The sequence below is a fragment of the Asticcacaulis aquihabitans genome (genome assembly GCF_032490435.1).
In the GTDB taxonomy this organism is placed as follows: Bacteria; Pseudomonadota; Alphaproteobacteria; order Caulobacterales; family Caulobacteraceae; genus Asticcacaulis.
This window is the reverse complement of sequence record NZ_JAVGWM010000001.1, coordinates 221,137-242,664: the sequence shown is the minus strand read 5'-3', so window position 1 is coordinate 242,664 and position 21,528 is coordinate 221,137. Positions and strand designations below refer to the sequence as shown.

Here is a 21,528-nt window from a genome sequence, read left to right as displayed (position 1 = left end):
ACCGTGGCCGGTTCCATGCCCATGAATTTTCGGACAATAGGCGTCTAACACCCGACATAAACGTTGACCTGATCCGCAATCATGCCATAAGGGCTCATCTTTCGGCGTCCCTGCCAGCCAGGGGCGCTTTGTCGCTATTTTTAACCGCCCGTGCGGGTCTGACGAGAGGTCAGGGACCAAACCGGCATAAGGTAACTGATCGATGCAAGTCGTTGAAAAACTGAATGAAGGCCTGAGCCGCGTCCTCGAAGTCACCATCGCTAAGGGCGATCTGACACAAAAGCTGGACGCCAAGATTGCCGAAATGGCCCCCAAGATGAATATCAAGGGCTTCCGTCCGGGCAAGGTGCCGCAGGCGCACGTCCGCAAGATGTACGGCAAGGAACTGATGGGCGAAATCATTCAGGAAACCCTGAACGAAACGACCCAAAAGGCGATGAGCGATGCCAACATCCGTCCCGCCAGCCAGCCTGAACTGAAGCCCATTGGCGACATCGAAGGCGTTATCGAAGGCAAGGCGGACCTGGCCTATGAAATCGCCGTCGAAATGATGCCGATCTTCACCCCGGTTGAACCGAACACGGTCGAACTGACCCGCCCGGTTTATGAGCCGACCGATGCCGATATCGACGAAGCCCTGAAGACCGTCGTTGCGGGCTCCAAGCAATTTGAAGTCAAGACTGGCAAGACCGTCAAGGCTGCCGACGGCGACAAGCTGATCATCGACTTCGTTGGCAAGATCGGCGACGAGGCGTTTGAAGGCGGCTCGGCCGAAGGTGCTGAACTGATCATCGGCTCGGGCCAGTTCATCCCGGGCTTCGAAGAGCAATTGATCGGTGCGAAAAAGGGCGAGACCAAGACGCTCAACGTCACCTTCCCGGAAAACTACGGCGCCGCCAACCTGGCCGGCAAGGCCGCGACTTTCGAAACGACGGTTCAGGACATCCTGGCGCCGAAGGAAGGCGAAGCCGACGACGAGCTGGCCAAGAGCCTCGGTCTGGAAAGCCTGGACGCGCTGAAGGACATCCTGAAGACCCAACTGCAACAACAATATGGTCAGGCGTCGCGCTTCAAGATGAAGCGTCAGCTTCTCGATGTCCTTGATGAAAAGCACGATTTCGAACTGCCCAAGCGCATGCTTGAAGCCGAGTTCAATGGCATCTGGGCGCAAGTCGAGCAAGACAAGGCCAATGGCCAGCTCGCCGAAGAAGATTCGAACAAGTCCGAGCAGGAACTGAAGGACGAGTACATGAAGATCGCCGAGCGCCGTGTGCGCCTGGGTCTGGTACTCGCCGAAATCGGCACACGCCAGAACGTCCAGGTCACCGACCAGGAAGTCAATCAGGCGATCATGCAGGAAGCCCGCAACTATCCGGGTCAGGAACGCCAGGTGTTCGAATTCTATACCAAGAACCCCGGCGCTGCCGCGCAAATCCGCGCGCCGATCTACGAAGAAAAAGTCTGCGACCTGATCTTCTCGCTCGCCAAGGTAACGGAAGCGCCGATCAGCAAGGAAGACCTTCTGAAAGAAGACGAAGACGCATAAGCTTGTCGTCTGCAAGTCATAGGAAAGAGGCCCCGTTTGGGGCCTCTTTTTTTTGTCTATTCATAGAACCGGGGTGGCGCTGAAACTGCCGACCGCCTTGATACCCGCCCCTATACTTGCAAAGGGCAACTAAGTTCGGTCCGCCAATCGGCCGGATTCACACTGTCATCCGGCCCCACGGTATAGGCCTCGCAAAAATCGCCCACCATTTGAAGCTCCTGAGCGCGGATCCACGTCATGAACTCGACCCAGCCGTTCGGCAGGCCGCTATAGTTGCCAGTATAGACGGTTCTCGCGATCCGGGCAGCCCGCAGTTCACCGGCTACGACACGCCCTTGAGGGTCTACATCGGTCTCTACCGGTATGCATACTTCGAAATCGAACGTCGTATCCGGCACCTTGAAATGGTGAGTCAACCAGGCACCAGACGCTTTGATATTCTGTTCAACCAATGCCTGCCGTACCTCTTTGAGACCTGCGCCCATGTGCGTCATAATCTCTTTGGACGGCACAGTGAGGTGGATCTTGGCGACCTTTCGCGCCGGCACGTCGACCAGTTCAGGGGCGTCAATCATTTGGCATCTCCTTTGTAAATTTTATTTCGCAAGTTAAATTTACGCATCTGATAAGATTAAACATTTTCACGTCATGCCGCCGTTCTACCCGTAGCCTGCATAGGCTGTATCGAGGCGGATCTTGGCACGTCTATAATTCCACCTCGATTTTTGATGGCTATCTATCCACGCTGGCGGCCTTACGCCAAGAAGGAACTCAAATCATGTCCACTGCCAAACAGGCCGCCGACAATATCACCAAACACCGCGCCGCCGAAACCGACGCCGCTCATCGCCAGCAGAAGGACGACCCCGCGGAGAAGCAGACCAGCGGCGACGATCGTCTTCCCACGGACCAGACCGGGCAGGGCGATACTCATGGCAAAGGGGTTGATGAGACGGGAAAAAACAGCCGCGCCCCGCATAGCGTCCGTTAGGCAGCCGCGGCGTTTTCGCATCGCACTTGAAATCCGGCTGGTAAATTGCCAATTTGCCGGCGTCATCCCTATTGCTTCGGCGACAAGGGTGAATACATATAAGGCAGGCTGGAACGCATCCACTTACGGTTAAGACATTTAGCCCTATATCTGCGCCCAGACTTTAAAACATTCCAAATAAGGATTCGTGATGCGCGACCCCATCGATAACCTGACTATGAACCTTGTGCCGATGGTTGTGGAGCAATCCAGCCGCGGCGAACGCGCCTACGATATCTTCTCGCGCATGCTGAAAGAGCGCATTATCTTTCTGACGGGGCCGTTTGAAGACGGCATGGCCTCGCTGATTTGCGCCCAGCTCCTGTTCCTCGAATCGGAAAACCCGAAGAAGGAAATCAGCATGTACATCAACTCGCCCGGCGGCCAGGTGACCTCGGCCTTGGCGATTTACGACACCATGCAGTACATCAAATCGCCCGTCACCACGGTGTGCATGGGTATGGCGGCGTCAGCCGGGTCGCTCATCCTCCAGGCCGGTGAAGCGGGCCAGCGTATTTCGCTGCCCAACTCCAAGATCATGGTGCACCAACCCTCGGGCGGTGCGCGCGGCATGGCGTCGGATATCGAAATCCAGGCCGAAGACATGCGCAAGACGAAGAAGCTGCTGAACGAGATTTACGTCAAGCACACGGGCCAGAGCTACGACACGATCGAAAAGACCCTGGATCGCGACCGCTATATGACTGCCGATGAAGCCAAGGAATTCGGCCTTATCGACCACGTCTACGAAAAGCGCGCTGACGCCGAAAACGGTAAGGACGCATAGGTTTCGGCCCTTGCAACCTGAATCAAGCGGTCGGAATTTCCGGCCGCTTTTTTTATGGCTTCTGAGTAAATACGCGGTAGTGGCCGTGCCGAGCGGCTGCCAGCATTTCTGCATCGCCAGCCGTATCGCCATAGGCAGCGTCCAGGTCGAGATCAGCACCGAAGGTTTCGCGCAGGCGGCACATTTTTTCTTCGCCCCGGCAATTCACACCGTCAAGCATTGGCAATAACCCACCGCCGTCCGAGAATTTCAGGCGCGTGCCGATGACACGATCGGCGCCTATCAACCGTCCGAACGGCCCTACAAGCAGTTCCGGCGAAGCTGTGACGATCACGCGTAGACAGTCGGGCTGGTCATGCCCTTCCCAGGCTCGCAGAGCGTCAGGGCGGAACAGGCCGTGGCCGGCTTTGGTGACGAAAGCCCGCACCAGGGTCTCCAGGTCACGCTGAGAGATATCCCCCAACAGGCGATGCAGAAGCCGCGCTTTAAGGGCGCCACGATCCTTTGTTTTCAGATAATTCAGCAGCATGGACGGCTGAAAGGTGAGGGCGCTTGCCATTTGCAAGCTTCCTGAACTCGCCTGAAGGAAGGCAATGAAACTGTCCCTCCACGTCAAAGTGCCATCGAAATCGAACGCGATTATCTTTTTTGATTCGGCGGTCAATTTCGCATCGGTTTTCTTCGACATCGGTGGCAAAAACTCCCAAATCCAGCCGGGGCGGCTTTCATTCCGTACCCTTTATCCCATATAAAGATAGTTAAGCGACCCATTGATTGAGCAAGCCGGTTGAGGCGTAGTCTAAACTGTGCATAAATGCGTATCGATACGGACGATGTTAGGGGTATTCTGGACCGAAATTAGCCTTTGTTAAGGCTTGAGGCCCTAGGATGCCATGTAAGGGCGGAGCCTTGATTCAAGGTTTGTGAATCGAGTTTCCGCCAGTTGAAGGTGAAAAGAGACACATGACCAAAGCTGCGACAGGCGACAGCAAAAGCACTCTTTACTGTTCTTTCTGCGGAAAGAGCCAGCATGAGGTGCGCAAACTTATCGCCGGGCCGACCGTCTTCATCTGCGATGAATGCGTCGAGCTGTGCATGGACATTATCCGTGAAGAGCACAAGATCGCCTTCGTTAAGTCGAAGGACGGGGTGCCGACTCCGAAGGAAATCCGCGAAGTCCTCGATGATTACGTCATCGGCCAGGGACAGGCGAAGAAGGTCCTGTCGGTCGCGGTGCACAACCACTACAAGCGTTTGAACCATGCGCAGAAGGGCAACGACGTCGAGCTGGCGAAGTCCAACATCATGCTCATTGGTCCCACGGGCTCCGGCAAGACATTGCTGGCCCAGACCCTTGCCCGCATTATTGATGTGCCGTTCACCATGGCCGACGCCACGACCCTGACCGAGGCCGGTTATGTCGGTGAAGACGTCGAAAACATCATCCTGAAACTGCTTCAGGCGGCGGATTACAATGTCGAACGCGCCCAGCGCGGCATCGTCTATATTGATGAAGTCGACAAGATTTCGCGCAAGTCCGACAACCCGTCGATCACCCGTGACGTTTCGGGTGAAGGCGTGCAACAGGCCTTGCTTAAGATCATGGAAGGCACGGTTGCTTCGGTGCCGCCTCAGGGCGGTCGCAAGCATCCGCAACAGGAATTCCTCCAGGTCGATACCACCAATATTCTGTTCATCTGCGGTGGCGCCTTCGCCGGCTTGGAAAAGATCATTTCCAGCCGTGGCAAGGGCTCTTCGATCGGTTTCGGCGCCTCGGTGAAAGATCCGGAAGATCGTCGCACGGGCGAAGTCCTGCGCGAAGTCGAGCCGGACGATTTGATGAAGTTCGGTCTGATCCCGGAATTTATCGGCCGTCTGCCGGTTCTGGCGACCCTGGAAGATCTGGATGAGCATACCCTGGTCAAGATTCTGACCGAGCCGAAGAATGCGTTGATCAAGCAATATCAACGTCTCTTCGAGATGGAAAACGTTTCGCTCAACTTCACGGAAGAAGCCTTGTACGCCGTGGCCAAGCGCGCCATCGTGCGCAAGACCGGTGCCCGCGGCCTGCGCTCCATCCTGGAAGGCATCCTGCTCGAAACCATGTACGAACTGCCGAACATGCAGGGCGTAGAAGAAGTGGTTATCAATGGCGAGGTCGTCGAAGAACGCGCCCAGCCGCTGATGATTTACGCCGAAAAGCGTTCGGGCGGCGCGGCGTAAAGCTGCATAGCTTTCGATTAACAAGGAAACGCGGTTCCGGAAACGGGGCCGCGTTTTTATTGATCTGAACGGCCGATTGAAGCGCATGAAGACATGCGAAACCATCGTCTTGAACTTTCGTCCGAATACACCACATTGAGATCAAGGCGCTGTGGCGGGGGCCAAGGGACTTATCCCCCTTTCGTTTCCAAAACGGCGCGGTTTATATTAAGACTCTGTTGAGCCTGTACGCCTAGGGTTTATGCTTTGAGCATCCGGCGGCTGAGTCTGTGAAGCGGTTAAACCCGCAAGGAGTATCCATGTTAGATGTTTTGACCATCCCTGTACTGCCGTTGCGCGATATCGTGGTGTTTCCGCACATGGTCGTACCTCTGTTCGTCGGCCGTGAGAAATCCGTTCAGGCGCTGGATGAGGTCATGAAGGGCGACAAGCAGATTCTGCTCGCAACCCAGAAGAATTCCTCCGACGACGACCCCACCGCCGACGCCATCTATGAAATCGGCGTCTTGGCCAACGTGCTGCAACTGCTGAAATTGCCCGACGGTACCGTGAAGGTGCTTGTCGAAGGCAAGCAGCGTGCACGCGTAAAGCGCTTTGTGTCCACGGATCGGTATTATGAAGCCGAGGCCTATGTGCTGGACGCCAATCTGGCCGAAGGGCCGGATGCCGAAGCGCTGCAACGCGCCGTCGCGGAACAGTTTGAAAACTATATCAAGCTGAACAAGAAAATTCCGCCGGAAAGCCTGAACGCGATCGCCGAAATCACGGATGCCGACGTACTGGCGGACTCAATTGCGGCGCATCTGGTTGTCAAGATCCAGGACAAGCAGGCCCTGCTGGAGCAATTATCGGTCACCAAGCGCCTGGAAAAAATCTATGCGCTGATGGAAGGCGAAATCTCCGTCCTGCAGGTCGAAAAGAAAATCCGTTCGCGCGTCAAGCGCCAGATGGAAAAGACCCAGCGCGAATATTATCTGAACGAGCAGATGAAGGCTATTCAGCGCGAACTGGGTGAGCAGGACGAGGGCAAGGACGAGCTGGCCGATCTTGAAAAGAAGATCAAGGGCGCGAAGCTTTCCAAGGAAGCCCGCACCAAGGCAATGGCTGAGCTCAATAAGCTGCGTCACATGTCGCCCATGTCGGCCGAAAGCACCGTCGTGCGCAACTATCTCGACTGGCTCTTGTCCATCCCCTGGGGCGCCGCCAAGCCGAAGCCGATCGACCTTAAAAAGGCCGAGGATATCCTCGAAGCCGATCACTACGGTTTGGAAAAGGTCAAGGAACGCATCCTTGAACACCTGGCCGTTCAAGCTCGTATGGGCAGCCTGAAAGGTCCGATCCTGTGTCTGGTCGGTCCTCCGGGCGTCGGCAAGACCTCGCTCGGCAAATCCATCGCCAAGGCAACCAACCGCGAATTCGTTCGCATTTCGCTGGGTGGCGTGCGTGATGAATCGGAAATTCGCGGCCACCGCCGCACCTATATCGGCTCAATGCCTGGCAAGATCATCCAGAACATGAAGAAGGTGAAAACCACCAACGCCTTCTTCCTGCTCGATGAAATTGACAAGATGGGCAATGACTGGCGTGGCGATCCGGCCTCGGCCTTGCTTGAAGTGCTTGATCCGGCGCAGAATTCGACCTTCGCGGACCATTATCTTGAAGTCGATTATGACCTGTCAAAGATCATGTTCGTGACGACGGCGAACTCGCTGAACATGTCGCAACCGCTGCTCGACCGGATGGAAATCATCCGCATCCCCGGCTACACCGAGGATGAAAAGGTCGAGATCGCCCAGCGCCATGTCCTGCCCAGCCTTATGAAGGAACACGGCCTGTCTGCCGAGGAATTCATTGTCCCGGAAGAAGCGGTGCGCGACCTGATCCGTTACTACACGCGAGAAGCTGGCGTGCGGTCTCTGGAGCGCGAATTGGGTAACCTGGCGCGTAAGACGATCCGCGATCTGGCGCGTGAAAACGTCAAATCGATTACGATCGATAGCGAACGTCTGTCGAAATATGCCGGCGTGCGCAAGTATCATTATGGCGCGACAGATGAAGTCGATCAGGTCGGCATTGTCACCGGCTTGGCCTGGACGGAATTCGGCGGCGACATACTCACCATCGAAGCCATCAAGATGCCTGGCAAGGGCAACATGAAGGTGACCGGCAATCTGAAGGAAGTGATGAAGGAATCCGTCTCGGCGGCCAATTCCTACGTCAAGGCGCTGGCGCCCAGGTTTGGCATCCTGCCGCCTGTATTCGACAGAACGGACGTCCACGTGCACGTGCCGGAAGGTGCTACACCAAAGGATGGCCCCTCGGCCGGCGTCGCCATGGTCACGGCGATGGTCTCGGTCCTGACCGGCATTCCGGTTCGCAAGGACCTCGCCATGACCGGCGAAATCACCTTGCGCGGTCGGGTGTTGCCGATCGGCGGGCTTAAGGAAAAGTTGCTGGCGGCTCTGCGCTCCGGCATCAAGACTGTGCTCATCCCGAAGGAAAACGAGAAAGATCTCGTCGACCTTCCGGCAAACGTCAAATCCGGCCTGGAGATCATTCCGGTCAGCCAGGCGGAAGAGGTGCTTAAGCACGCTCTGACAAAGCCCTTGACCCCGGTTGATTGGATAGAACCGGTCATAGCCGCGGGAAGCACGCCTCCCGTCGATGACTCGGATGCCGCCACCGCTCACTGAGCGATTATGTGACGAAATGAAACGCCCCGGTGACATAGTCGCCGGGGCGTTTGTTTGTCTTCCGGTCACGGCGTTTTAGGCGACTCACCTAGTGGAATCAGTTCCTTTATCCACAAGGCTTTGCGGAGGATAAGCGCGTTTTTACCGTACAGTTTGGTTCAATTTTGGGTGGCAATCGCTTTTGTGCTGGTCAAAAGGCCGTGAAAACGCGCAAACCCTTTAAAAAACACGGTTTGCAGTGCAAAAAACGGCATTTATTGCTTTGACGCACGTGTATTTTTGTAGTCTCTATCTGGCTCGCCCGTTAACGAGTCAAGGCCAGAGCGCCTGCCGTTAGGGGTAAGCTTAGCAACTGACCCCAAGACGGGTAAGGGAGAGAGATTATGACGAAAGCTGAACTCGTGGCCGCCATCGCCGATCAGGCCGGTCTGACCAAGGATCAAGCCAAGAAGGCCCTCGACGCCTTCACAGACAGCGTGGTGGGTGCCCTGAAAAAGGGTGACGATGTACGCCTCGTTGGCTTCGGCACCTTCCTGGCCGTCAAGCGCGAAGCCGGTACGGCCCGCAATCCGCGCACGGGTGAAACCGTCCAGCGCCCGGCTTCGGTCACCGCCCGCTTCCGCGTCGGCGAAGGCCTGAAGGGCGCCCTGAACGGCTAATAGCCGCTAAAAGGCATACAAGGGCGCTATCGCGACCTTGGAGATATTAGAGGCGTTTCCATGTCGGGTATTTTTATGCCTAGATACGGAAACGCCTCTTGACTTATAGGAGCAGTCTTGGCACATGAGGCGCTCCCTGGAAGGGGCGATTAGCTCAGCTGGCAGAGCGGCTCGTTTACACCGAGTAGGTCGGCGGTTCGATCCCGTCATCGCCCACCATTTTTCTCCTCACTTACAATTCATCTATTGGCTGCGATCTCGGCTCACGCGGGAGTTCGCACGGCGCTCCACGATGCTTTCGAAGCGGGAGTGTGCCGCGGGCATAGATGATGGGTTTATAGGACGCTTCCTGCGCCCTATAGGGGATAGTAGTGGGTCTCGTCCCCGCACCAAATAACAAAGCCGCCCCGGAGGATCTCCGGGACGGCTTTCATTTTGCAAGATAGCCAGATTAACCTTGGGCAGATCAGAACTGGAAGCGAGTCCGCAAGCTGACCGAGTAGTTAGTGTAGGCGTCTTGCTTTTCGTATTCACCTTCCAGCGAGAAGTAGCTGTACTGGTTATCTGCCGAAATACGGAAGCCGGCCACAGGACCGCCGCCCTCGATATTTCCGCCATTGAGCGTGAACGGCGTAGCGCCCTTGAAGTTGGACACCGTGTCGGCAATTTGGGCCGATACGTTCTGCTTGTAACCAACCCAGACTTCCGGCTTCACGAAGAAGCGGCTGTAGCTGACATTAAGCAGGGCTGAAGAGGTAAGCAGGTGGCTATCGCGCTTGCCTACGGTCAGGTCGAAATAATCGCCACCGCCCGTTTCCGTATGCGCATTTTCCTTCAAACCATAGTAGCTGGCCATGATCTGGGGTGTGACACCGAAGTAACCGGCTTTGAAGTCATAGGAGGCGCCGAGGCCGGCGCTGTACGAATAGCCATTCCATTTGGCCCTGGCGATGTGATTGACGGTCGATGTCAGGATGTTCCGCGTCGTCTCGAACGAGGTGTAACCGGCACCGGCCTGAGCCCAGCTCTTCAGGGCGCCGGTACGCAGGCGCCAGTAGCCACCCAAGGTCAGGTCGGAGTTGACCATATCTTCCTTGGCGATGGCGAAAGTATCCAACGGCGATGACGAGTTATAGGACAGATACAGGCCGAGCATCTGGTTGCCATATACTTCGCGTTCGCGGCCGCCGGCAAAATTGAAGCCAGTGGCTTTGAAGCCGGCAGTCTCGCCGTAATCACGCTGCACCTGGTAACCATGCTCCTGGAACCACCACTGGCCCTGATCGTTGTCCGGAACAAGGGTCAAGGATCCAAGCGTACGGTTCAGGGCTGACGGCCCCTGCGACAGCGCCAGCAGGTTTTCACCCGAATAGTCCGGCAGATATTGGTTGTAGATCTGGTCAAAGCCCGCCTTGGTCAACTGCACCATCAGCGACGCGGTAGCGCCGGAGTCCTTACTGACAACAGATAGCACCGGCGCAAGAGCCGAATACTGGTTATCCGACAACTGGGCTTCCTGCTGATTCTTCAGACGGAAGTTGGCGTAGAGTTCGGTTTTACCTGCATTGGTGGCCAGATCGGCATGGTAGAGATAGGGTATCTTGCCATCCAGGCTGGTCGTCGTGAGATTGCCCAGGCTAATGTTGGACGCCGTCATGACGGTGAAGACTGTCGGCGTCACGATCAGATTGTTGAGCGCCAGATTTACGGTCGCGCCGTTGTCAAAAATGGCATTCCCTGAATTGGTGAATATCGGCGTCGTTGGGTGAGCCGTATCCAGAGTCAGAGACAAGGTGCTGGTCGCGCCGACGTGTAGATTGGTCAGGTTGAGTTGCGAGCCAGCATATAGAGCCAAGCTGCCAGACGCGATATCCATCGCAACGGTGCCACTGCCGGTCATCTTGCCGATATAGGACGCCTTGTCCGTCAGCGTGAAGCTGTTGGCCCCGCCGCCAAAATCGATATTCCCGGAGATCAGACCGCCCGACGAGGAAATAGAATCGTTTCCGGAACCGAGCAGGATGTCGCCGAGTATATATGGTGCAGGGATGGCTACGTCAGCGGCACTATCGGTAGGGGCGGTATCGACCTGGGTAATCGTCAGACCGACTGAATTTGTCCGGGTGTCGATAGCGATACCGCGGTTGACAATCGTATCGGCAACGCCGTCGCCATTGTCGTCAGACGCTGTAATCGCTGCGCTGATGATGTTCTTGTTGGTGATCGCCGTCAGGGTATTGGAGCGATCCTGAATGGCGATGGCATTTTGCGTCGATCCCGTCGCCGAAGCCGCGATAGTGCCTCCCACGGCGACGTTGATAGCAGGCAAGCTGGCCCCCGACTGAATGCCGACCGCCAAAGCCGTCTTGTTGCCAACCGTGGAATAGGTCGTCGTACCGTTGGCCGTCGTCGCCGTTGTGGCGGAGTTCGAGACGCCACGGAGCGTGCCGCTGACGTCAAGCAGAGGTGTAGAAGCACCGGATTGCAGCGACAAGGCCGTTCCATTGCCACCAAAACCGGTGGACGTCACCACGCCCTTGATGCCGATGCCGTTAGCAATATTGACCGCGTGCCCAAGGCCGCCCAGTTGAATCGCCACATTGTCTACGTTTTGATAGACGCCCACGCCGGACACATTGCCGCGAATCAACAGGCCATAATTGATGGTCGGCGGGCTAAGCGCCGTCGAACCGTAAACCACGCCACCCAGCGTGATATCCTGACTGGCAGAGCCGACGAGGAGGGCAGGTGCGGCCCCGTAATTGGTCAGGGTCGCGGTCTTTTGTGTCGAGTCAGGATTGCCGTCGCCATCCTGGTCCGTATTGTTCTTGTTGGCGTCGCTGGTGTCTATGGTCACGGCTGAACCGATCAGCAGGCCATGCGCCAGATTGCCGCCAACCGTAATCAACGGCCCAGCCTGATACATGTCTTCCGGCGTCGCCAGAACTTTCGTCAGCGCATCGCTGGTCAAGGAATTGACTGTGGCGTACCCCGTGCCCGTATAGGTACCGTCGATGACTACATTGCCATCGAAATTCCCAGTCAGATTGACAGCCTTGGAATTCTGGCCCCGCGCGTTGATAGAGCCAGACAAATAGACATTGCCGGAAGCACCGTTTTCGAGCGATATAGCCGTGCTGTTATTACCGTTGAGCGTAATGGTCCCCGCCATCGAGACATTGCCCTGGACCCGATTCTCAAACCGGACGCCGTAGGAATTGTCACCGTCCACGGCAATCGTGCTCGTGCTGGCTATGGCCACATTACCGATAAACGGCGTTGCGCCCGTCGAGTGGATACCATAGCGCGTCTTGCCATCAGAGAACGGCCCGTCCAAAATGCCGTCGCTGTTTTTTGTGTCTGTTTCCGTATAGTCGTCCGTCACCGTGATATTGGCGGCAACGGTCAGATTTCCGGTGTGACCTCCACTGATCAGTACGCCCGTTGATCCATCGGTAGACTTCAACATGTCTACTTTACCGTTCAGCGTTACTGAATTGTCCGAATCGACCGTGATGGCGTTTCCGCTGGTGACTGCAATGGAACCGGCCGAATCAACCGTCAGATCCCCCGTTACGGACGTCTTGACCGGCGCAGTCGTCGCCGTCGAAATCGTGGTGGCGGCAAATGCCTGACTGCCCGCGCCAACGGCGGCGATTACCCCCATAGTCAAGGTGAGGGCGGTAGCGGTCAGAAGTTTGTTTTTGCGCATTTGGTAAGCTTCCTGGGATGCTTTGGATCACTGTGGATGGAGGCGGGGCCAGACGGCCCTCGATTATATGCAGTTCGCTTGGACTCTCGTCACCTATTAACCTTTATTTCAACGGGCGAAAAGGTGGCAAACCTGTTTAACAAGCGCCAAAATCCCCCAAAGCGGACACATGTTCCCCATTTGGGCCGCAAACTCAGAAACAAAGAGGGCTTTATTATGTCCGCAGACGTCGGCAACGCCACGATTCCCAACCGTCGGTGATGGCGAAAAAAGGGGGAGACGGGAAGGGCAGGCACGAAAAAAAACGACGAGCGTAAAACCGCGCGCCGCTACCGTGTAATTAAGTTTTACGAAAAAGAAAAAGGGAGAAATGCGGTGCCACCTTTGCTCTAAAGCAAGGGTGGCGCGAGTGACGGGGCTCGAACCCGCGACCTTCGGCGTGACAGGCCGACACTCTAACCAACTGAGCTACACCCGCATTCCCTTATCTTCGCTGGCCGCCCGTTGCCGTGTGGCCGTTGAAGAGGTGCGCTTAGTAGTTCGGCAGGCAGGGGGGTGTCAACACATAAAAACACGAAAACATCGAAATTATGGGCAAACCTCTGGATAACTTCCTCTGCACCGCAAATATTTGCGAACGATTTTCATTGTCTCGACTCCATGCCTTTAAAGTGAAAGAAAGTGGGCAAAAGAAGGCATTTTTGCGCTGCAAAGGTTTGAAGCTTTCAACAGACTGGTCTAATAGCCATGTGAAACGAGTCCCTTTCCGTAGTTAATGGCGACGGACGCGTTCTGTGTCTTATTAGTGAGGGGTTGAGGCGAGCCTTATGAACGCATTTCTTTTGCAATATCTCCCCGTCATCATCTTCATAGTCATAGCCACCGTCCTGGGGCTGGGCTTTATGATCGGCGCCCTGGTTATTGCGCCCAAGGCGCCGGATACGGAAAAGCTGTCCGCCTATGAGTGCGGCTTTAATGCTTTCGACTCGGCGCGCCAGAAGTTCGACGTACGTTTTTACCTGGTGTCGATTCTCTTTATCATTTTCGACCTGGAAGCCTCCTTCCTGTTCCCGTGGGCCGTGTCGTTGTTCGACATGCCTAATGGCGGCATGCACGTGGCCTTCTGGTCTATGGTCACCTTCCTGGTCGAACTCGGCCTCGGTTATATATATGTGTGGAAAAAGGGAGCCCTCGAATGGGAATAGTCCTTCCTGCCGGATCCGCCGGGCGTTCTTCGGTTGAAGGCTACGATCCCGCGGTCCACGACAAGTTTTTCGAGCAGGTCTCGATGGAGCTCAATGAAAAGGGCTTTCTCGTCGCTTCGGCCGATGACGTCATCACCTGGGCCCGTACGGGTTCGCTGATGTGGATGACGTTCGGCCTGGCCTGCTGCGCCGTCGAAATGATGCAGGCGTCGATGCCGCGTTACGATATGGAACGCTTCGGCATGGCTCCGCGCGCCAGCCCACGCCAATCCGATCTGATGATCGTCGCCGGCACGTTGACTAACAAGATGGCGCCCGCCCTCCGCAAGGTTTACGACCAGATGCCGGATCCGCGCTACGTCCTGTCCATGGGCTCGTGCGCCAACGGTGGCGGCTACTATCACTATTCATATAGCGTCGTACGTGGATGCGATCGCGTGGTGCCGGTGGATGTTTATGTCCCGGGTTGCCCGCCGTCCGCCGAAGCGCTTCTGTACGGTCTTCTGCAATTGCAGAAGAAAATTCGCCGTACCGGCAGCATCCGTCGCTAAGGGGAGGGGTTATGAGTATCGAAAAACTGCAAGCCCTGGCCGAACGCGCCGCCGGTGATTTCAAGGAAGCGATTCTGGAGTCGGTCCTGGCCTTCGGTGAGCTGACCCTGACCGTCGATCGCGAGCGCATCGTTGAGATCATGACCCGGCTGAAGGCCGAGCCTTATCGTTTCCATCAGCTGATCGACGTGTGCGGAGCCGATTATCCGAAGCGCGCTGAGCGCTTCGACGTCGTCTATCACCTGCTGTCGCTCACGCAGAATATTCGTCTACGGGTTAAGGTCCGCACGGACGAGATTATTCCCGTGCCGTCGATTCGCAGCGTCTATCCGAATGCCGACTGGTATGAACGTGAAGCGTTCGACATGTACGGCATGCTCTTCTCGAACCACCCGGACCTGCGCCGGCTGCTGACCGATTACGGTTTCGAAGGCCATCCGTTGCGCAAGGACTTCCCAATGACGGGCCATGTCGAGGTCCGCTACGACGAAGAACAGAAGCGCGTGATCTACGAACCCGTAAAGCTGGTTCAGGAATATCGTAAGTTCGACTTCCTTTCGCCGTGGGAGGGCGCGCAGTACGTGCTTCCGGGCGACGAGAAGGCGAAAGTTTAAGTTTTACCTCTAAAGGTTTGATTTCATGGCAGATGGTATGACGCCGCCTCCGGTCGAAAAAGGCGATGATGATCGCAAGTTTACGATCAATTTCGGTCCGCAGCACCCTGCGGCCCACGGGGTTCTGCGCCTTGTGCTCGACCTCGACGGTGAAATGGTCGAACGCGTAGATCCGCACATCGGGCTTCTTCATCGCGGCACCGAAAAGCTGATGGAGTCGCGGACCTATCTTCAGAATGTGCCTTACTTCGATCGCCTGGACTACGTCGCGCCGATGAACCAGGAGCACGCTTTCGTGCTGGCCATCGAAAAGCTGCTCGGCCTCGAAGTTCCCAAGCGCGCGCAATATATTCGCGTCCTGTTTTCCGAAATCGGCCGTATTCTGTCGCACATCCTCAATGTCACTACTCAGGCGATGGACGTCGGTGCTTTGACACCGCCGCTGTGGGGCTTCGAAGAACGTGAAAAGCTGATGGTGTTCTACGAACGCGCTTGCGGCGCGCGCCTGCACGCCAACTATTTCCGTCCGGGCGGGGTACATCAGGACCTGCCGCCGGAATTGATCGCCGATATGGTCACATGGTGCCGGGAATTCTTGCCGGCGCTGAAAGACATCGAGTCACTTGTCACCGAAAACCGGATTTTCAAGCAACGCAATGTCGACATCGGCGTGGTGTCGAAGCAGCAAGCTTACGACTGGGGCTTTACCGGCGTTATGATCCGTGGGTCGAATATTGCCTGGGATCTGCGCAAGAGCCAGCCTTACGAATGCTACGCCGAACTTGAGTTCGATATCGTTCTGGGGAAAAACGGCGACTGCTGGGACCGGTATCTGTGCCGCGTCGAAGAAATGAAGCAGTCCGTCAAGATCATGGAACAATGTCTTGAAAAACTTAAGACAACTTCCGGACCTGTTCTGTCGACCGACCATAAGGTAACGCCGCCGCGGCGTGCCGAAATGAAGAATTCGATGGAAGCGCTGATTCATCACTTCAAGCTGTATACCGAAGGCTTCAAGACTCCGGAAGGCGAGGTCTATGCCTGCGTTGAAGCCCCCAAGGGTGAGTTCGGCGTCTATCTCGTATCCGACGGCACGAACAAGCCTTACCGTTGCAAAATCCGCGCGCCGGGCTTCCCACACCTCCAGGCTATGGACTGGATGAACCGCGGTCACCTGCTGGCCGACGTCTCCGCCATCCTCGGCTCGCTCGATATCGTGTTCGGGGAAATCGACCGATGAGTGACAGCCCGCTCATTGGCGTCCTGATCGCCTTAGCTCTGCTCATAGCCATGCTGGCCCTGAGCATAGGGATGTCGCGGCCGAACTGGCCGTTTCATCCTCGCGGCGGCCGTGGCTTCATTACCGACATGCTGATCTATTTCTTTTTGCCTGTTCTGCCCATGCTTGTCTGCGTCGCTGGTTTCAGCATAGCGACAATGGTCAATCCCGCGCTTGAAAGCGAAAATGCGCGCTATGTCCTTATCGGTATCGCTGTCATAGGCTTGTTCGCGACGCGCCGCCTGCCGTTCGTCGCGGCTGCGCAAAATCGCGTTCGTGCCGCTCGCAATGCGCGCTATGAATCGATGAGGCCGTGATGCAGCACATGACCCCGGCACAACAGCAGGCGGCCTCACTGGTGTGGCAACACAGCCACCCTCTGTTGATGGTATTGTTTTCGACCATCGGTACGCTCGTTGTTGTGACTTTCATCGTCATGATCCGCTGGCTGGTCAGCCAGTCCGCCTGGAAATACCACTCCGCCGGCGCCGACGGGTTTCTGAAGGACGAATTCGTGCGCTGGGGCGCCAAAACGGGGGCTTCGCAATGAAAGCTGTGAAGTCCGTATTTTTTCGACTGTCTTTAATCGGTTTCGGGTGTAAAGCCCGGCCGGTCTGTATTTGTAGAGGGGTCTGATGGCTGTTCGTCGTCTCGCCAAGGAACAACCGGCCAGTTTCACTTTTTCCGCCGAAACGCTGGAAAAGGCCAACTGGTGGATTGCCAAATATCCGGAATCGCGTCGCCAAAGCGCGGTGATCCCCATATTGTGGCTTGTGCAAAAGCAAGAAGGCTGGGTCAGTGAGCCGGCCATCACCGCTATCGCAAAGCTGCTCGGAATGCCGCAAATCCGCGTCTTCGAAGTTGCGACCTTCTATACCATGTTCATGCTGGAACCGGTCGGTTCGGCGGCCTTGATCCAGGTATGCGGCACGACGCCGTGTATGCTGCGCGGATCAGACGCGCTGATGAAGGTGTGCAAGGAAAAGATCGGCCCCAAGGACAAGCTGTCCAAGGATGGCAAATTTACCTGGCAGGAAGTGGAATGTCTGGGTGCGTGCTGCAATGCGCCGATGGCTCAGATCAACGACTATTTCTATGAAGACCTGACGCCGGAAAATCTGGCCCAGATCATAGACGATTTTGCTGCCGGCAAATCGCCAAAGGCAGGCCCGTACAATGGCCGCCATACCTCGGAGCCGTTGGGCGGCGCGCAGACGCTGCTGGATCCGAAGCTGTATGATGGCTCGGCCGCCAAGGCAGTGAAAATTCCGAACGCTCCCGAGGCGACTAGCCCGGGCACGGAGGTGAAGGCTTAACATGGTCGGTATTCTCGAAGACAAAGATCGCATTTTCACAAACCTGTACGGCTTCCACGACTGGGGCCTGGAGGGTGCGAAGCAGCGCGGCGCCTGGAACAGCACAAAGGACATCCTGTCCTATGGCGCTGAATGGATTATCACCAATGTGAAGAACTCCGGCCTGCGTGGTCGCGGCGGAGCGGGCTTCTCGACCGGTCTGAAATGGTCCTTCATGCCGAAGGAAGTCAAGGATCGGCCGCACTATCTGGTGGTCAATGCGGACGAATCCGAACCTGGCACGTGTAAGGATCGCGAGATCATGCGCCATGATCCGCATCTGCTGATCGAAGGCTGCCTGATCGCCTCCTTCTCCATGCAGGCCCACGCCTGTTATATTTATCTGCGCGGCGAATATGTCCTTGAGCGCGAACGCATGGAAGCCGCCGTCAAACAGGCCTATGAGGCCAAGCTGATCGGCAAGAACAACGTGCATGGCTGGGACTTCGACGTCTATATCCATCACGGCGCAGGCGCCTATATTTGCGGTGAAGAAACCGCGCTGCTCGAATCGCTGGAAGGCAAGAAGGGGCAGCCTCGCTTGAAACCGCCGTTCCCGGCCGGTTCTGGCCTTTATGGTTGCCCGACCACCGTCAACAACGTCGAATCGATCGCGGTTGTCGGCACCATCCTTCGTCGCGGCGCCGCCTGGTTTGCCTCGTTCGGCGCACCGAACAACGCGGGGACTAAGCTGTTCTGCGTGTCTGGTCATGTCAACAAGCCGTGCAATGTCGAAGAAGCCATGTCGGTTCCGTTCCGCCAGCTGATCGAAGATCACTGTGGCGGTATTCGCGGTGGCTGGGGCAACCTTAAGGCTGTTATTCCTGGCGGTTCGTCGGTGCCGATGATCACCGCCGAACAGTGCGAAAACCTGCCCATGGATTTCGACAGTCTGCGCAATCTCAAGTCCGGCTTAGGTACGGCGGCGGTCATTGTTATGGACAAGTCCACGGACCTCATCCGAGCCATCGCCCGACTGAGCTACTTCTACAAGCACGAAAGCTGCGGTCAGTGCACGCCTTGCCGCGAAGGCACAGGCTGGATGTGGCGGGTCATGGAGCGCATGGTGAAGGGCGATGCCGATCCTTCGGAAATCGACACCCTGCTTGAAGTCACGACCCAAGTCGAAGGCCACACCATCTGTGCGCTCGGCGACGCCGCGGCGTGGCCAATCCAGGGACTTATCCGCCACTTCCGTCATGAGATCGAGGATAGAATCACGCTCTACCGTTCCAGCAAGGGTAACTTTGCCGGCCACACCATCGCGGCCGAGTAGAGGATAGAGCACAGATGCGCGGCAAGGTTCTCTCATTCAATGGTTCGACTGGCCTCATCAGCGGTGATGATGGCAAGCGCTATACCTTTAGCGTCAGCGATCTGATGGGGGACACCGTTTACGTTCCGGCCGGATCGACTATCGATTTCGAACCGGCTGGTGACACGGCCGTCAGCATTTACGTCATTGCCACAGCGATGGGCGAAAAGAACAAATGGATCGCCGCGATCCTGGCGTTTTTCTTCGGCGCGCTGGGGGTTCACAAGTTCTATCTGGGCAAGAATACCGCTGGCATCATCATGTTGTTGTGCGGAACCATCGGCTGGGTTCTGATTGTTCCCGGTGTATTGGTTTGTTTCATCGCCTTCATCGAGACGATCATCTACCTCGTCAAGACGGACCAGAGCTTTTACGAAGATTATGTCGCGGGAGACAAATCGTGGTTTTAATGCACGAACGAAAGTGCGGAAAAGCTTTATTTTCTCGAGACTTATTTACAATTGTTAAGGGTATGAAGACACATGGCTAAGGCAAAAGTCAATGGTGTGGAGGTCGAATTCGACCCCGGCATGACCGTGCTCCAGGTGGCGGAGTTGGCGGGCGAGGAAATTCCGCGCTTCTGCTATCATGAGCGCCTGTCGATCGCCGGCAACTGCCGCATGTGCCTGGTGGAAGTAAAGCCGGGACCGCCGAAGCCGCAAGCTTCGTGTGCGCTGCCCGCCGCCGAGGGACAGGAAATTTTCACCAATACGCCGATGGTCAAGAAGGCCCGCGAAGGCGTGATGGAGTTTCTGCTCATCAATCACCCGCTCGATTGTCCGATCTGCGACCAGGGCGGCGAATGCGATCTGCAAGATCAGAGCGTCGCCTACGGCAAGGGCGACTCGCGCTATGGCGAGAACAAGCGCGCCGTTGAAGAAAAGAACCTCGGGCCAACGATCAAGACCTTCATGACCCGCTGCATTCAATGCACGCGCTGCGTCCGCTTCACGACGGAAGTCGCCGGCGTCAATGAAATGGGTATGATTTCCCGCGGTGAGAACGCCGAAATCACAAGCTATCTGGAAAAGTCCGTCTCGTCGGAATTGTCAGGTAACGTCAATGACCTGTGCCCTGTCGGTGCTTTGACGCACCGCCCATGGTCGTTCAACTACCGTCCCTGGGAACTGACCAAGACGGAAACGATCGATGTTCATGACGCGCTGGGCGCCCATATCCGCATCGATAACCGCGGCCCCGCGGTGCTGCGCGCCCTGCCGCGCCTGAAAGAAGAGATCAACGAAGAGTGGCTGACCGACAAATCACGCTACGCTGTCGACGGCCTGGCGCGCCAACGTCTTGACAAGCCCTATGTGCGCAAGGCTGGCAAGCTGGTCGCGGTGTCCTGGGATGAGGCCTTGACCACGGTTGCCGGCAAGATCAAGGCCACGGTCACCTCACGTATCGGCGTCATCGCCGGTGATCTGGTTGATGCGGAAGCCATGAAGGCGACAAAGGATCTGTTCTATGGTCTTGGTGTGACCAATCTCGACTGCCGCCAGGAAGGCGCGAAGGTCGGCCCGGTTACGCAAACCACGCCGCGCGAGGCTTGGCTTTTCAATACCGGCATCGCCGGGCTGGAAGAGGCTGACGCTATCCTGTTGATCGGCACGGATCTGCGCGCTGAAGCGTCGCTCATCAATGCCCGCATTCGCAAATCGTGGCTCAAAGGCAAGGTCCAGGTCGCCGTCATCGGCGAAGCCACTGACCTTACCTATGATTACGCCCACGTCGGCGTCGGGCCTAAGGCGCTCAAGGATCTCAAGAAGCATGCCTTCCGCGATATCCTTAAAAACGCCAAGAAGCCGGCTATCCTCGTCGGCTCGAATGCCATTTCCGGAGAAGACGGCGCCGCCGTTCTGAAAGAAATTGCCATCATCGCTGATGACTATGATGTGGTTCGCGAAGGCTGGAACGGCTTCAATATCGTTCATACCGCAGCGTCGCGCGTCGCCGGCCTCGACCTAGGTTTCGTGCCGGTCGGTGAAGCCAAAGATGCCACCGCCATGCTGAACGGCGGGGTAGACCTGTTGGTTCTGCTCGGTGCGGACGAGATCAACACGGCTGGCCTCGATAAGACCTTTGTTGTTTATATCGGGTCACACGGCGATGTCGGCGCATCCGCCGCCGACGTCATACTGCCGGGCGCTGCCTATACGGAAAAGTCCGGCATCTACACTAACCTGGAAGGCCGGGTTCAGATCGCCGAACGTTGCGTATTCCCGAAGGGGGAGGCCAAGGAAGACTGGGCCATCATTCGCGCCCTATCCGGATATGTCGGCCAGACCCTGCCTTACGACAGCCTCAATGCGCTGCGTGAAAAGCTGATCACCGATCACCCGGTCTTCGGTCGTGTCGACGTCAGACCCGCAACAAAAGCCTTTGATATCAAATCGATAGGCGTAAAAGGTGAGATCAAGGATCGCCTCTTTGTCTCGCACATCACCGATTTTTATCTGACCAACCCCATCGCTCGCGCTTCGGTGGCGATGGCGGAATGTTCGGCGGCCCGTAAACCGGCCCTGAACCTGGCGGCGGAGTAAGGAACTAACATGGCTG

The 21,528-nt window shown here is 56.5% G+C and carries 19 protein-coding genes and 2 tRNA genes; 17 read left to right on the top strand and 4 right to left on the bottom strand.

Going from position 1 to position 21,528, the window contains the following annotated elements:
* Nucleotides 1-202 precede the first annotated feature (202 nt).
* The gene (gene tig, locus RCJ00_RS01185; RefSeq protein WP_316219756.1) at nt 203-1,546 is read left to right on the top strand and encodes a trigger factor; all 1,344 of its coding nucleotides are present in this window, start codon (nt 203-205) and stop codon (nt 1,544-1,546) included.
* A gap of 110 nt (nt 1,547-1,656) precedes the next feature.
* On the opposite strand, the gene RCJ00_RS01180 is transcribed toward tig, so the two are convergent.
* On the bottom strand, nt 1,657-2,121 hold the full coding sequence (locus RCJ00_RS01180) for a GyrI-like domain-containing protein (protein ID WP_316219755.1): 465 nt from the start codon (nt 2,119-2,121) through the stop codon (nt 1,657-1,659).
* Between the two features lie 203 nt (nt 2,122-2,324).
* Here RCJ00_RS01180 and RCJ00_RS01175 point away from each other — a divergent pair, with 203 nt between their 5' ends.
* Together RCJ00_RS01175 and RCJ00_RS01170 are read left to right on the top strand one after the other, a co-directional pair.
* The gene (locus tag RCJ00_RS01175) at nt 2,325-2,537 is read left to right on the top strand and encodes a hypothetical protein (RefSeq protein WP_316219754.1); all 213 of its coding nucleotides are present in this window, start codon (nt 2,325-2,327) and stop codon (nt 2,535-2,537) included.
* A 190-nt stretch (nt 2,538-2,727) separates the two neighbouring features.
* Entirely contained in the window at nt 2,728-3,363 is a 636-nt protein-coding gene (locus RCJ00_RS01170; RefSeq protein ID WP_316219753.1) for an ATP-dependent Clp protease proteolytic subunit, read from the top strand.
* A gap of 52 nt (nt 3,364-3,415) precedes the next feature.
* Here RCJ00_RS01170 and RCJ00_RS01165 read toward each other — a convergent pair whose 3' ends face one another.
* Complete coding sequence (locus RCJ00_RS01165; protein WP_316219752.1) at nt 3,416-4,051, bottom strand: HAD-IB family hydrolase; 636 nt, start codon at nt 4,049-4,051, stop codon at nt 3,416-3,418.
* A 275-nt stretch (nt 4,052-4,326) separates the two neighbouring features.
* On the opposite strand from RCJ00_RS01165, the gene clpX reads away from it, so the two are divergent.
* From clpX to RCJ00_RS01145, 4 genes are all read left to right on the top strand, one after another.
* On the top strand, nt 4,327-5,586 hold the full coding sequence (clpX, locus tag RCJ00_RS01160; protein WP_316219751.1) for an ATP-dependent Clp protease ATP-binding subunit ClpX: 1,260 nt from the start codon (nt 4,327-4,329) through the stop codon (nt 5,584-5,586).
* Between the two features lie 299 nt (nt 5,587-5,885).
* A complete protein-coding gene (gene lon / locus RCJ00_RS01155; protein WP_316219749.1) occupies nt 5,886-8,279 on the top strand; it encodes an endopeptidase La in 2,394 nt (797 codons plus the stop codon).
* Nucleotides 8,280-8,659: 380 nt separating this feature from the next.
* A complete protein-coding gene (locus tag RCJ00_RS01150) occupies nt 8,660-8,938 on the top strand; it encodes an HU family DNA-binding protein (protein ID WP_081714588.1) in 279 nt (92 codons plus the stop codon).
* Nucleotides 8,939-9,081: 143 nt separating this feature from the next.
* Nucleotides 9,082-9,157, top strand: a tRNA-Val gene (locus tag RCJ00_RS01145).
* Nucleotides 9,158-9,404: 247 nt separating this feature from the next.
* Here RCJ00_RS01145 and RCJ00_RS01140 read toward each other — a convergent pair.
* Together RCJ00_RS01140 and RCJ00_RS01135 are read right to left on the bottom strand one after the other, a co-directional pair.
* Nucleotides 9,405-12,650, bottom strand: a complete 3,246-nt coding sequence (locus tag RCJ00_RS01140) for an autotransporter outer membrane beta-barrel domain-containing protein (protein WP_316219748.1) — start codon at nt 12,648-12,650, stop codon at nt 9,405-9,407.
* 401 nt (nt 12,651-13,051) lie between these two features.
* Nucleotides 13,052-13,128, bottom strand: a tRNA-Asp gene (locus RCJ00_RS01135).
* 349 nt (nt 13,129-13,477) lie between these two features.
* On the opposite strand from RCJ00_RS01135, the gene ndhC reads away from it, so the two are divergent.
* The 10 genes from ndhC to nuoG all read left to right on the top strand — a co-directional run bounded on the left by ndhC (nt 13,478) and on the right by nuoG (nt 21,512).
* The gene (gene ndhC, locus RCJ00_RS01130; RefSeq protein WP_023457647.1) at nt 13,478-13,855 is read left to right on the top strand and encodes an NADH-quinone oxidoreductase subunit A; all 378 of its coding nucleotides are present in this window, start codon (nt 13,478-13,480) and stop codon (nt 13,853-13,855) included.
* The gene (locus RCJ00_RS01125; RefSeq protein ID WP_162148937.1) at nt 13,825-14,406 is read left to right on the top strand and encodes a NuoB/complex I 20 kDa subunit family protein; all 582 of its coding nucleotides are present in this window, start codon (nt 13,825-13,827) and stop codon (nt 14,404-14,406) included. The genes ndhC and RCJ00_RS01125 overlap by 31 nt, the downstream gene beginning before the upstream one ends.
* 11 nt (nt 14,407-14,417) lie before the next feature.
* Nucleotides 14,418-15,020: an NADH-quinone oxidoreductase subunit C gene (locus tag RCJ00_RS01120; protein WP_316219746.1), complete on the top strand. Its 603-nt coding sequence runs from the start codon at nt 14,418-14,420 to the stop codon at nt 15,018-15,020.
* Between the two features lie 25 nt (nt 15,021-15,045).
* Nucleotides 15,046-16,260 (top strand): NADH-quinone oxidoreductase subunit D, encoded by a 1,215-nt coding sequence (locus RCJ00_RS01115; RefSeq protein WP_023457644.1) that lies wholly within the window; start codon nt 15,046-15,048, stop codon nt 16,258-16,260.
* Nucleotides 16,257-16,616 (top strand): hypothetical protein, encoded by a 360-nt coding sequence (locus tag RCJ00_RS01110; protein WP_316219744.1) that lies wholly within the window; start codon nt 16,257-16,259, stop codon nt 16,614-16,616. Before RCJ00_RS01115 ends, RCJ00_RS01110 begins: the two co-directional genes overlap by 4 nt.
* The gene (locus tag RCJ00_RS01105; RefSeq protein WP_316219743.1) at nt 16,616-16,849 is read left to right on the top strand and encodes a hypothetical protein; all 234 of its coding nucleotides are present in this window, start codon (nt 16,616-16,618) and stop codon (nt 16,847-16,849) included. Before RCJ00_RS01110 ends, RCJ00_RS01105 begins: the two co-directional genes overlap by 1 nt.
* A gap of 85 nt (nt 16,850-16,934) precedes the next feature.
* Nucleotides 16,935-17,615, top strand: coding sequence for an NADH-quinone oxidoreductase subunit NuoE (nuoE, locus tag RCJ00_RS01100; protein WP_316219741.1), 681 nt, complete (start codon nt 16,935-16,937; stop codon nt 17,613-17,615).
* A gap of 1 nt (nt 17,616) precedes the next feature.
* Nucleotides 17,617-18,930, top strand: coding sequence for an NADH-quinone oxidoreductase subunit NuoF (gene nuoF, locus RCJ00_RS01095; RefSeq protein ID WP_316219740.1), 1,314 nt, complete (start codon nt 17,617-17,619; stop codon nt 18,928-18,930).
* Between the two features lie 14 nt (nt 18,931-18,944).
* Nucleotides 18,945-19,379, top strand: coding sequence for a TM2 domain-containing protein (locus RCJ00_RS01090; protein ID WP_316219739.1), 435 nt, complete (start codon nt 18,945-18,947; stop codon nt 19,377-19,379).
* A 72-nt stretch (nt 19,380-19,451) separates the two neighbouring features.
* Complete coding sequence (gene nuoG / locus RCJ00_RS01085; protein ID WP_316219738.1) at nt 19,452-21,512, top strand: NADH-quinone oxidoreductase subunit NuoG; 2,061 nt, start codon at nt 19,452-19,454, stop codon at nt 21,510-21,512.
* Nucleotides 21,513-21,528: the final 16 nt, after the last annotated feature.